General features: G+C 47.0%; 8 protein-coding genes. 2 read left to right on the forward strand and 6 right to left on the reverse strand.

The genetic code is table 11. From position 1 onward, the window contains the following. Positions 1 to 113 precede the first annotated feature (113 nt). Together uvrC and ftsH are read right to left on the reverse strand one after the other, a co-directional pair. A complete protein-coding gene (gene uvrC / locus DXA36_RS05465) occupies positions 114 to 1,985 on the reverse strand; it encodes an excinuclease ABC subunit UvrC (RefSeq protein WP_118677079.1) in 1,872 nt (623 codons plus the stop codon). Positions 1,986 to 2,080: 95 nt separating this feature from the next. Continuing rightward, positions 2,081 to 4,546 (reverse strand): ATP-dependent zinc metalloprotease FtsH, encoded by a 2,466-nt coding sequence (ftsH, locus tag DXA36_RS05470; protein WP_118677081.1) that lies wholly within the window; start codon positions 4,544 to 4,546, stop codon positions 2,081 to 2,083. A 287-nt stretch (positions 4,547 to 4,833) separates the two neighbouring features. On the opposite strand from ftsH, the gene DXA36_RS05475 reads away from it, so the two are divergent. Further along, positions 4,834 to 6,438 (forward strand): CTP synthase, encoded by a 1,605-nt coding sequence (locus DXA36_RS05475; RefSeq protein WP_118677083.1) that lies wholly within the window; start codon positions 4,834 to 4,836, stop codon positions 6,436 to 6,438. Positions 6,439 to 6,460: 22 nt separating this feature from the next. Then, positions 6,461 to 7,936, forward strand: a complete 1,476-nt coding sequence (locus tag DXA36_RS05480) for a DUF1846 domain-containing protein (RefSeq protein WP_118677085.1) — start codon at positions 6,461 to 6,463, stop codon at positions 7,934 to 7,936. Between the two features lie 95 nt (positions 7,937 to 8,031). Here DXA36_RS05480 and DXA36_RS05485 read toward each other — a convergent pair whose 3' ends face one another. The 4 genes from DXA36_RS05485 to DXA36_RS05500 all read right to left on the reverse strand — a co-directional run bounded on the left by DXA36_RS05485 (position 8,032) and on the right by DXA36_RS05500 (position 11,871). Next, on the reverse strand, positions 8,032 to 8,946 hold the full coding sequence (locus tag DXA36_RS05485) for a YitT family protein (RefSeq protein ID WP_118677087.1): 915 nt from the start codon (positions 8,944 to 8,946) through the stop codon (positions 8,032 to 8,034). 100 nt (positions 8,947 to 9,046) lie between these two features. Beyond that, the gene (locus DXA36_RS05490; protein ID WP_118677089.1) at positions 9,047 to 10,168 is read right to left on the reverse strand and encodes a hypothetical protein; all 1,122 of its coding nucleotides are present in this window, start codon (positions 10,166 to 10,168) and stop codon (positions 9,047 to 9,049) included. 57 nt (positions 10,169 to 10,225) lie between these two features. Continuing rightward, positions 10,226 to 11,068: an ATP-binding cassette domain-containing protein gene (locus DXA36_RS05495; protein ID WP_182478944.1), complete on the reverse strand. Its 843-nt coding sequence runs from the start codon at positions 11,066 to 11,068 to the stop codon at positions 10,226 to 10,228. A 41-nt stretch (positions 11,069 to 11,109) separates the two neighbouring features. Further along, a complete protein-coding gene (locus DXA36_RS05500) occupies positions 11,110 to 11,871 on the reverse strand; it encodes an ATP-binding cassette domain-containing protein (protein ID WP_118677093.1) in 762 nt (253 codons plus the stop codon). Positions 11,872 to 12,200: the final 329 nt, after the last annotated feature.

The raw sequence follows: 12,200 nt of genomic DNA on the forward strand, positions 1-12,200 counted from the left end.
TGTCCTCCGATTTCCATTATTCCCGCGAAACACGAGCCGGGCAGACATGCCCGCATGCATATCCGGCAGCCGGCGCGGATCCGGCTTATTTTCAGTCATACGTATACCTTTGCTTATTTTACCACAGAACCATGAAAAAAAGAATAGATTTCTTCCGCTATATGCACCGGTATCTCAGCCACTTCGGACAGCTGGGAAACCTCCGCGCCGCGGATATCGTCTATGGATTTGAAATGCCGCATCAGCGCTTTCCGCCTTGCCGGCCCCACTCCCGGGATATCGTCCAGAACTGAGCGCACCTGCTCCTTGCTGCGCAGGGAACGATGGTATTCAATGGCGAACCGGTGGGCTTCATCCTGTATCCGGGTAATCAGTTTAAATCCCTCGCTGCGGGTATCTATTACTATTTCCTTATTCTGGTAATATAACCCCCTTGTGCGGTGGTTATCATCCTTTACCATGCCGCATACGGGTATTTCTATGTGAAGCTCGTCCAGCACCTGTCGGGCCACATTCACCTGGCCCTTTCCGCCGTCCATCAGAAGCAGATCCGGGAATTTGGTAAAACTTCCGAATTCCGTCTCAATCTGTTTTTCCTGCAGCTCCTTCGCTTCCTCCATCCCGTGCAGGAACCTTCGGGTAAGCACCTCCTTCATGCAGGCGTAATCATCAGGGCCTGAGACGGTGCGTATTTTAAACTTCCGGTAATCGCTGCGCTTGGGTTTCCCTTTTTCATATACCACCATGGATCCCACATTTTCAAAGCCGCTGATATTGGAGATATCAAAGGCCTCCATCCGGTTGATATCCGGCAGGGAAAGCAGGCCGCAGATTTCCTTCACCGCACCGATGGTCCTTCCTTCTTCTCTCTTGATCCGTTCCCGGTCCTTGCTCAGTACCAGGGATGCATTGGTAGCCGCCAGCTCCACCAGCTTTTCCTTGGTGCCCTTCTTAGGCACACGGATATGCACGCGGCCGCCCCTGCGCTTTCCCAGCCACTGCTCCAGCACCTCCACATCCTCGATTTCCTCCTGAAGCATCAGCTCCCTGGGAACGAACGGGGTTCCGGCATAGAACTGCTTGACGAAATCCAGCAGAATCTGGGCCCCGGTACTGTCGGAAACATGGGTCATATAAAAATGCTCCCTGCCGATCAGCTTGCCGTCCCGTACAAAAAACACCTGTACCACCGCATCGTTTTCATCCTTCGCAAGGGCGATGATATCCTTATCCTCCCCGTTGCTGTCGGTAATTTTCTGCTTCTGGGCCACCTGTTTCACACTGTTGTACAGATCCCGGTAACGGATTGCCTCCTCAAACTCCAGGTTTTCCGAAGCCTGCTCCATTTTCTGCTGTAAATCCGCCAGGATAGGCTTGAAATTACCATTTAAGAAATCCAGGGCCTTATCCACCTGCTCCCGGTACGCTTCCCGGGAAATTCCGCCCTGGCACGGCGCGCTGCACTGTCCGATATGGTAATTCAGGCAGGGCCTGTCCATACCGCAGTCCCTGGGCAGCACCCTGTTGCAGGTGCGCAGCTTGTAAAGCTTATTTATCAGCTCTATCGTATCCTTTACCGCAGCAGCCGAGGTAAAGGGGCCGAAATAGCGGGATTTGTCCTTTTTCATCTGTCTGGAAAACAGGACTCTTGGATATTCTTCCCCCGTTGTCACTTTAATATAAGGATAGGTTTTATCATCCTTGAGCATCGTATTGTAGCGGGGGCTGTGCTCTTTAATCAGGTTATTTTCCAGCACCAGCGCTTCCAGCTCCGAATCGGTGACGATATACTCAAACCTGGCTATTTTCGTTACCATCTTTTCTATTTTCGGGCTTTTGTTCGTGCTCTCCCGGAAATAGGAACGCACCCGGTTCCGCAGACTGATTGCCTTCCCCACATAAATAATGGTATCCTCTTTGTCATGCATAATATATACGCCGGGCTTGGGCGGAAGCTTCTTTAATTCTTCTTCAAAATTAAACATATTCAATTCACTCCGGTTATCCCCTTGCGGGGATCTTTACGTGAAAAGGGATTCTTATTCCAGAATCATAAGAATCCCTTGTCTGTAACTTCATTTTATTTCTTATCGGAAGGAGGAAGCACGGTATTGGAAAATCTTCCTACCGGCCCGCGCGGTCCCGCGGAGGTTTCGTCGTTGTCTTTATCCCCGCTGCGTTCCGCCGTTCCATCCGAAGCTGCACTATTCTGTGGGTGTTCACCCGCAGGCGCTTCCTCTGTACCGTTCTCCCCGGTACGGAAGAAATCCAAATCCTGGCCCGGTATGCCGCTTTCCTTTGTTTCCCACCAGTCGGACTGTGGGCCTGCGTCGGCAGGCGCAATCCCGTCCGCGCCGTCGTCGGCCGTCTGTCCGCCTCCATTCCCGCCGGATGTGAAGCTTTCCTCCTGCGTCTGACGGAAATGCAGATCCCAGGGTTTGGGAACTATTTCCTCTCCGTCTTTCGCTGCCTGCCCGGACACGGTTTCCTGTCCGGAAGAGAATGCACCGGTATCGGCAGCAGTACTCCCCGCAGCAGCACCGGCGGATGTCTCCGTACGGGTATTTTCCGAAATACGGGAACGGGTTTCTCCGGCACTGTCTTCTTCAGGCTCCGGGATCCCTTTTTCCTTGCGGTAAATCTTCATAAATTCCTTGCCGGTAATGGTTTCTTTCTCGATCAGATATTCCGCGATACGGTCCATAACCTCCCGGTTCCCCCGGAGCAGTTCCAGAGCCTTTTCGTAGCACTCCTTCAGAATCCGCATAACCTCGGAATCCACTTCTGCAGCAGTCACATCGGAACAGTTCATCACCGCCCGTCCGTCCAGGTACTGGCTCTCCACGGTCTGCAGGCCGATGAGGCCGAATTTCTTGCTCATGCCGTACTGGGTCACCATAGCCCTGGCAATGGAGGTGGCTTTTTCAATATCGTTGGAGGCTCCCGTGGTCACGGTATCGAACACGATTTCCTCCGCCGCCCGTCCTGCCAGCAGGCCTACCAGCATATCATGCAGTTCCGCCTTGGTATTGAGGAATTTTTCCTCCTCCGGCACCTGCATCACATATCCCAGGGCACCCATGGTTCTGGGGACGATGGTTATTTTCTGAACCGGTTCCGAGTTTTTCTGGAGAGCGCTGACCAGCGCATGCCCTACTTCGTGATAGGATACGATACGACGCTCTTCCTTGCTCATAATACGGTCTTTTTTCTCTTTTCCCACAAGCACCTGCTCCACCGCCTCGAACAGATCCTTCTGGCAGACGTAATCCCTGCCCTGCTTTACCGCATTGATGGCGGCTTCATTAATCATATTAGCCAGATCGGAACCAACTGCGCCGCTGGTTGCCAGCGCGATGGCATCGAAATCCACGGTATCATCCATGAGCACATCCTTGGCATGTACTCTCAGGATCTCCACACGGCCCTTCAAATCGGGCTTATCCACGATGATCTGCCTGTCAAAACGTCCGGGACGCAGCAGCGCCTTATCCAGAATCTCCGGCCGGTTGGTAGCGCCCAGGATCAGGATACCCCTTGAGCTGTCAAAACCGTCCATCTCCGAAAGCAGCTGGTTCAGTGTCTGTTCCCGCTCCTCGTTCCCGCCGCCGTATTTGGAATCACGGCTGCGGCCGATGGCATCAATTTCATCGATAAATATAATACATGGTGCATTTTTGGTAGCTTCCTTGAACAGATCACGCACACGGGAAGCACCCACACCTACATACAGCTCTATAAAGTCCGAACCGGTCAGGGAGAAGAACGGGACATGGGCTTCCCCGGCCACCGCCTTGGCAAGCAGGGTCTTACCGGTTCCGGGAGGGCCTACCAGCAGCGCACCCTTGGGCAGCTTGGCGCCTATTTTGGAATATCTTCCCGGATTATGCAGGAAGTCAACCACCTCCACAAGGGATTCCTTGGCCTCATCTTCACCGGCCACATCCTTGAATGTCACACCGGTTTCCTTCTGCACGTAAACCTTGGCGTTGCTCTTTCCCACACCCATGGGGCCTCCGCCTCCGGACATCTTCTTCATAAGGAAATTAAACAGGAAAATAATGATAACAAAAGGAAGGACATAGGTGAGGAGTATGGAGAGCAGGAACCCGGAATTATCGGGGATTTCCCCTTTTATTTCCACACCCTTGTCCAACAGATGCTGGATTAGCGTATCGTCCTCTACCCTGCCGGTATAATAATTGATTTCCTCGGCAGCCATAAACGGGTTATCGCTCTCCTCGGATTTGGGAATAATATTGATCTGGTCATCCGTGATTTCCACACTCTTGACCTCGCCCGCATCCACCTTTTCCAGGAACTCGTTATAGGTGATTTCCTGGTTGGATACCCCGCTGAGCATTTTCATGAAAAAACTCATGCATACCAGCGTGACCAGCGCTGCAACTAAAAGCAGCATCAGGTTCTGCTTTTTGGGAGGCTGCCCGTTTCCCCCCGGTCCGCCCTGGCCGTTTCCGGGGCCGCCGCCCTGGCCGTTGTTAAAGCCATTGCCGCCGTTATAATTATTTAAGTTGTTATTATCCATAATGTAAAACCTTTCTGTAACAGCTTCTCTATAAGAAACTGGCTAAATTCTGATAATCATTTCCTATTATAGGGTTTGGGAGAATATAAATCAATATTAATTCTATGAAATTATGGGGCAAACTATAAAAGATTTATTAATTTTTTTGCAGAAAACGGTAGATTTTTTTCTGTTTTCCGTTGTATAATATTAAAATTGAGTTTAGATACAAAGGGCGGGGAACCGGTACGCTTCAGGGCGTACTTTTCTAATTTATATGGCCATCTGATGGCAGAATGGAGAACGCTATGGCAGTAAAGTACGTATTTGTTACAGGCGGCGTGGTATCCGGACTAGGTAAAGGTATTACCGCCGCATCTTTGGGCAGGCTTCTGAAGGCACGGGGTTATAAGGTTACCATGCAGAAGTTCGACCCGTATATTAACATTGACCCCGGAACCATGAATCCGATCCAGCACGGCGAGGTATTTGTCACCGACGACGGTACGGAAACCGACCTGGATCTGGGCCATTATGAAAGATTTATCGATGAAAACCTGGGTAAGAATTCCAACGTCACCACCGGCAAGATCTACTGGTCTGTCCTGCAGAAGGAACGCAGGGGCGATTACGGCGGCGGGACGGTTCAGGTCATCCCTCACATTACCAATGAAATTAAAAGCCGGTTTTACCGCAATTTTACCGATGATGATACCCGAATCGCCATTATCGAAGTAGGTGGTACCGTCGGCGATATTGAAAGCCAGCCTTTCCTGGAATCCATCCGGCAGTTCCAGCATGAAGCCGGACACGAAAATGTCATTTTAATCCATGTGACCTTAATCCCCTATCTGCGCGCATCCCAGGAGCTGAAAACCAAACCAACCCAGGCCAGCGTCAAAGAACTGCAGGGAATGGGGATCCAGCCCGACATCATCGTATGCCGCAGCGAAATCCCCCTTGACACGGGAATCAAGGATAAAATAGCCCTTTTCTGTAATGTACCCAGTACCCATGTGCTGCAGAACCTGGACGTGGAATATCTGTACGAAGCGCCGCTCGCTATGGAAAAAGAGCATCTGGCCGATGTTGTCTGTGAATGCCTGCACCTGGAAAACCGGGAACCGGATCTGACGGACTGGACGGCCATGGTGGAAGCCCTCCGCTCTCCGGAGTCTGAAGTCACCATCGCCCTGGTGGGCAAATATATCCAGCTGCACGATGCCTATATCAGTGTTGTGGAAGCGCTGAAGCACGGAGGTATTTCCAACCGCGTTACCGTAAATATCAAGTGGGTGGATTCCGAGCTTGTTACCGCCGCCAATGCCGGTGAAATGCTGGGAGATGCGGACGGCATCCTGGTTCCCGGCGGATTCGGCGACCGGGGTATTGAAGGGAAAATCCAGGCAATTTCCTACGCAAGGACCCATAATATCCCTTTTTTGGGCCTGTGCCTCGGCATGCAGCTGTCTATTGTGGAATACGCACGGAACGTACTCGGATATGCGGATGCCCACAGCGTGGAACTGGATCCTTCCACCACCCATCCGGTTATCGCCCTGATGCCGGACCAGAATGGCGTGGAGGATATCGGAGGCACCCTCCGTTTAGGCTCTTATCCCTGTGTTCTGGACAAGACCTCCAAAGCCTTTTCCCTGTATGGGGATGATACCATCCACGAGCGGCACCGCCATCGTTATGAAGTCAACAACGATTACCGCAGTGTCCTGACAGCCAATGGTATGAAGCTTTCCGGCCTATCACCTGACGGCCGTATCGTGGAAATGTGTGAGCTTCCGGGACATCCGTTCTTCCTTGCCACCCAGGCCCACCCGGAATTAAAATCAAGACCCAACAGGCCGCATCCCCTGTTCCGCGGCTTTATCGCCGCCGCCATGCAAAAGAAAAAATAAATGAAATGATGAAGAGGAAGCTATGAAGTACGGATTTGATAACAACAAATATTTAAAAATGCAGTCAGAGCATATCAGGGAGCGTATTGCCATGTTCGGCGACAAGCTGTACCTGGAGTTCGGAGGTAAGCTTTTTGACGATTATCACGCCTCCCGTGTCCTTCCCGGTTTTGAACCGGACAGTAAATTTAAAATGCTCCGCCAGCTGAAGGATCAGGCGGAAATTGTGCTTGTCATCAGCGCCCCTTCCATCGAAAGGAATAAAATCCGCATGGATTCCGGGCTTACCTATGATGCCGAGGTCCTCCGTCTCATCGAAACTTTCCGCAAAATGGGGTTCCTCGCCAGTTCCGTTGTTATCACCCAGTATTCCGGCCAGCCCTCTGCCGATCAGTACCGCGTCCGGCTGAACAATCTGGGAATCCGCTCCTATCTTCATTATGTGATTGAAGGCTATCCCGATAACATTGACTTAATTGTCAGTGACGAAGGCTATGGCAGGAATGAATACGTGGAAACCACAAGGCCCCTTGTGGTCATCACCGCTCCCGGTCCCGGCAGCGGGAAAATGGCCACCTGCCTTTCCCAGCTCTACCATGAGCACCAGAGGGGCATCCAGGCCGGATATGCCAAATTCGAGACCTTCCCTATCTGGAACCTTCCGTTGAAGCATCCGGTCAACATGGCCTACGAAGCGGCAACGGCAGACCTGAATGACGTAAACATGATCGACCCCTTCCATCTGGAGGCTTACGGGAAAACTACGGTGAACTATAACCGGGATGTGGAGATTTTCCCGGTCCTGAACGCCATTTTCGAACAGATTCTGGGCGAAAGCCCTTATAAATCCCCCACGGATATGGGAGTGAATATGGCGGGAAACTGCATCATTGATGATGCCAGCTGCCGGGAAGCCGCCAACCAGGAAATCATCCGCCGCTATTACCACTGCCTGTGCGAACTGAAGCGCGGAAACAGCTCCAAGGATATCCTCTATAAGCTTCAGCTGCTCATGAAGCAGGCCGGACTCACCATCAATGACCGTCCCGTGGTAAACGCCGCCATGCAGCGGGAACAGGAAACCGGACATCCCGCCGTGGCTATCGAGCTTTCCGACGGCACGCTGGTGACTGGCAAGACCACCGACCTCCTGGGCGCCGCCTCCGCCTGCCTCCTGAATTCCCTGAAGGTTGTGGAAGGCATTGACCACGAGGTACACTTAGTATCCCCCCAGGCCATCGAGCCTATCCAGACACTGAAAACCTCTTATCTGGGGAGCATTAACCCAAGGCTCCATACGGATGAAATCCTTATCGCCCTCTCCATCAGCGCCGCCACGGACAAGCGGGCTGCACTTGCCTTAAGTGCCCTGCGCCAGCTGAAGGGCTGCGAGGTTCATTCTTCCGTCATGCTCTCCTCCGTGGATGAAGCGGTTTTCAAGAAGCTGGGAATGCATCTGACCTGCGAACCGAAAACGGAATCGGACAATCAGCAATAGCATAAAACCATATAAAAACCCCTCCGGAGGATAAGCGCCCTGCCTGGCAGACAGCGTATCCTCCGGAGGGGTTTTCCTGAAACCAGGTATCCACCCTACAGACGGGTTTTATAGTTACCAACCACATTTACCCCTTCGTTTACCACGATAAAGGCATGGGGATCGTATTTGTGCACAATATTTTTCAGCTGGCTCAGTTCATACTTGGAAATCAGGACAAATAAGATGTGTACGGATTCATCCGTATAAGCCCCGATAGCTTCCCATTTCGTGATCCCCCGCTCCAGCTCGGTGAAGATTTCCTTTTCCATCTCCTCATCCCTGGCCTTTGTAATGATACGCACCTCCACATTAATTGTCTGGGCATGTACCTTATCGATGGCGAAAGAACTCAAAGATGCATAGATGAGGGAATAGATTACCGTAGGAATATCAAACAGGAACATACAGACCGAATACAGGATGATATTGGTAATAAGGTTCACCCGCCCCACACGGAAATCCTTACGCCATTTGATCAGCATCATCCCCACAATATCCATGCCGCCCAGAGAACCGCCGCTCTTTAAGGCAAGTCCCATTCCCAGACCGCAGATAATACCGCCGATCACACAGCAGGCCAGCGTATCATCCGGCAATATGGGCTGTACCGGAATAGGGATCACTGATAAAAGGACAGTCACTGTGGTGACGCACATAACGGTTTTGATAAAAAACCGCCTTCCTATCCGTTTCATGGAAAGCAGTAATATAGGCACGTTAATCAGGTAGTAAATCACACCGGCTATATCAAAATTCTGGAGCGGCAGATTCAGGTACTGAATGAGCAGAGTCCTGAGAATTTGGGAAAAACCCATAATACCGCCGCTGTAAAGGGCAACCGGTACGATGAACAGGTTTATCCCCAGCGAATACACCACCGCGCCGGCAAGGGCCCCGATAAATCGGTTGATCTGGTACCATTTCCAGCTTTTTTCCATGTCCTTGAACTTTTCCAGGGCAGTTTCCATTTGCAAAATCCTCCTGTCACCAGTATTCCCAGATCTATTATAACTTACCCGGGACAGGATTGCATCAATCATTTTTCATAACGGTTCCGTTCCCACAAAGTTATCCTTTTCCTAACTTTTTAAATCTTGTATACAGGATACAAATAAGAGTCATAAAAACAGTTGCCGCACAGCCTGCGATTACTATAGGAAACAGCAGCGTATATCTTTCCTTACTTACAAAATATGTTAATGGCCTTAATAGGCTTGTTGGTAAATAAAGCGTCCAGTGAATGATGCCGGGAGGCATTAGTACGGATGGTATATAACTTACTACAACTAAAATGAATGATATAATAATTGCCGTATATTTACTGGGACAGGCCGAAGATATAAACAGTACTATTGAGGTCAGCATAAACAGGCCCAGCCAAAAAACCGCCATCGCCATCGCCATCATCTGCAGAAAGGTAATAGATGCCTCATAATCTATAAAATACCTGTTCATTTGTATAGCAATATTTACATCACCTTTCCCCCAGATAAGGATTCTGCTTCCGAAGTTAATGATGAGATATATCAAATATAAAATAGAAGTAAAAAGAAAGGATGCCGCTGTTTTTATTATATTTACTTTACTATTCTCTTTTGACATGTAGATTAATTGATCCGTTTTTGTTTCCTTTTCACCGGCAAAAATAATTGATGTACTGGCAATCACTAAAATCGACAGGATAATTCCCCCGGATCCATTTAATGATTTTAATAGTTCGGCCCATATTTCTGTTTGCCCGAACTCGCAGTTTACCGCATCAGGAATAATTTCCTTTAATGTCCTTATCCTTACTCCGTCAGGGGCTGCCGCTTGAATATAAGGGAGGATAGGAGTATAACTGTGAAGAATACCATACCGGATTTCAGGTTTTAAGTCATTTATATTACCTGTTATATCGCCTTTATAATTATCCGGATTATCGAGAATCGCATTGTAGCCTTTTACGTACTTTTCAAAATCCTCTTCAGAAATCACACCCACCAGTTTATCCGTTTCTTCTTTATAAAGTTTAACTGTATTCCATCCCGTAATTAGCTGAAGCGTTCCGGTATACTCATCATATTTATAATCAGTACCTCTTGTACCAAAAATATTGATATAGGCTATCAATAAAAATGTACCTGCCAAAAGTATTTTTATGAATCTTCCCGATACTATTTTTTTCATCTCATACATCAATATCTTCATTTCTTTCTTATCCTCCCATATCCGTGATCAGGGTAACACCTTATTATATACCACCCACTAAAAATAATAAGAATACAAATCTTCAAGATCGGGAACTGCTTTTTCAGAATTATCATATGGTTTCTCATTTAAGATCGTCTTTACAGTAAAATATTCTTTATCCTTATACATAATTTTATCTTCCGGTTTGATTTTATGAATCATTTCTATAGGCAGCTTACTTTCCCATACTTTCCCATATAATTCCGTAAGCAAATTTGTCTTTTCCCCCTGCTTAATTACCTGTCCCTTACTTAATACTATAATACGATCCGCTAATTGTTCGAGATCGGAAACCAGATGTGTTGAAATTATTATAATTCGATTATCACAGTATCTGTTAATCATTCTTTTAAACTTATTTCTTTCATTTGGATCCAGTCCGGCAGTAGGCTCATCGAAAATTAAGATGGGAGGTTCTCCAAGAAGGCTCTGCAAAATTGCGGCTTTGCGCTTCATCCCTTCGGATAAATTTTTCATTTTACAATTTTGTACACTATCCAATCCGGCTTCATTAAGAAGACGTTCTACCTGCTCTTTTCCATTACTAATACCTTTTATTGTAGCAAAATACAATAAATAATCCACCACGGAAAAATCAGGGTAATATGGAGTAACCTGAGGGAGGTAACCAATATTGACCCTATACGTAATTCCCATTTTCCCAATTTCAGAACCATTGTATAAAATACTGCCTCCTGTTGGACTCATCAGCCCGCAAAGTATTTTTAATAAGCTTGTTTTTCCCGCGCCGTTTTCCCCCAACAGGCCATATATACCACATCCCAAATTAATATTAATATTGGATAATACTTCTTTTTTTCCATAGTTTAATGTGATATTCTTCATTAGCAGATACATGTTTTCCATATCCTTCCATTCGGTAGTGACGATATCAATTATTATTGAGGTTGCATATTAAGCAAATCCCTAAAATAATTATTTCTTAACAAAAGATCATCACTATTCCCACAGTCAACTATTTTGCCATCCTTAATAATACAAATGTTTTGCATTCCAAGTATAGAAGTAATCCTATGTGCAATAAATATAACTGTACAATTATTAGATATATTTTTAAATATATTAATAATTTCTTTTTCGGCAATACCATCTAAATCAGAGGTAATCTCATCACAAAGTATAATCTTTGCGTTTTTCAAAATAGCACGAGCTATAGCTATCTTATGCTTTTCTCCCCCTGACAAAGATAATTTATCAATCATTGTATCATATTTCATTGGTAGATCGTTTACAATTTTATCAAGTCTAACTTTTTCACATACTTTTTCAAAAACACTCTCATTAGTCTGTATATTAAGTGTAATATTATTACGTACTGTATCATCAAATATAATAGTGTCCTGCTGGATATAAGCGATTTGTTCTCTTAAACATTTAATACTTATTTTGTTAATATCATTATTATCAATAAATATCTTGTTCTCTGCTACTTTATACAAACGCCCTAGGTAGCCAATAAAGGCAATATATGCGCCTATAGTAAACTTATTATTTATAATTAACCAACATCCAATAGCCATAACCAGCCATTCTGAAAACGAGGAAATGATAATTGTAAACATCCCTGTAATAAGTCTAATAATTGCAATTCCATCTGAATCCAGTAATTCTATATTCGGAGCATATAAATTCACCATCATCACAAATCCCTATATCGTACATAAAAACCTCCTCTCATTACTACCATTAAATAACGGTTTAACCTTTCTGCAGTTGAATACTCGCATTTTTAACAAATTATACCACGTGAATGCATTCCTAAGTATAATTGGCCTTAAACGGCAGAATAATGACCTTTATTGGATATATCTACCATAAAACAGACGCTGTTGCCATTCCTGCATCCCGATTTCCTTAAGCTTACGCCTTTTACGCACAGCTTATGAGATTTCCAGACACAGGACGCAACAGCGCCTTTTTTATATATGTAACTCAAACTTAACAGGTGGCGGCCCTCCGCCCGCTGTTT

Source organism: Eisenbergiella sp. OF01-20 (assembly GCF_003478085.1).
Taxonomy (GTDB): domain Bacteria; phylum Bacillota; class Clostridia; order Lachnospirales; family Lachnospiraceae; genus Eisenbergiella.

Bases quoted from the DNA above. Each gene is read 5' to 3' on its own strand.
- uvrC (WP_118677079.1), bottom strand. From the start codon at position 1,985: ATGTTTAATTTTGAAGAAGAATTAAAGAAGCTTCCGCCCAAGCCCGGC.
- DXA36_RS05495 (WP_182478944.1), bottom strand. From the start codon at position 11,068: ATGTATCTGCTAATGAAGAATATCACATTAAACTATGGAAAAAAAGAA.
- DXA36_RS05485 (WP_118677087.1), bottom strand. From the start codon at position 8,946: ATGGAAACTGCCCTGGAAAAGTTCAAGGACATGGAAAAAAGCTGGAAA.
- DXA36_RS05475 (WP_118677083.1), top strand. From the start codon at position 4,834: ATGGCAGTAAAGTACGTATTTGTTACAGGCGGCGTGGTATCCGGACTA.
- DXA36_RS05490 (WP_118677089.1), bottom strand. From the start codon at position 10,168: ATGAAGATATTGATGTATGAGATGAAAAAAATAGTATCGGGAAGATTC.
- ftsH (WP_118677081.1), bottom strand. From the start codon at position 4,546: ATGGATAATAACAACTTAAATAATTATAACGGCGGCAATGGCTTTAAC.
- DXA36_RS05480 (WP_118677085.1), top strand. From the start codon at position 6,461: ATGAAGTACGGATTTGATAACAACAAATATTTAAAAATGCAGTCAGAG.
- DXA36_RS05500 (WP_118677093.1), bottom strand. From the start codon at position 11,871: ATGATGGTGAATTTATATGCTCCGAATATAGAATTACTGGATTCAGAT.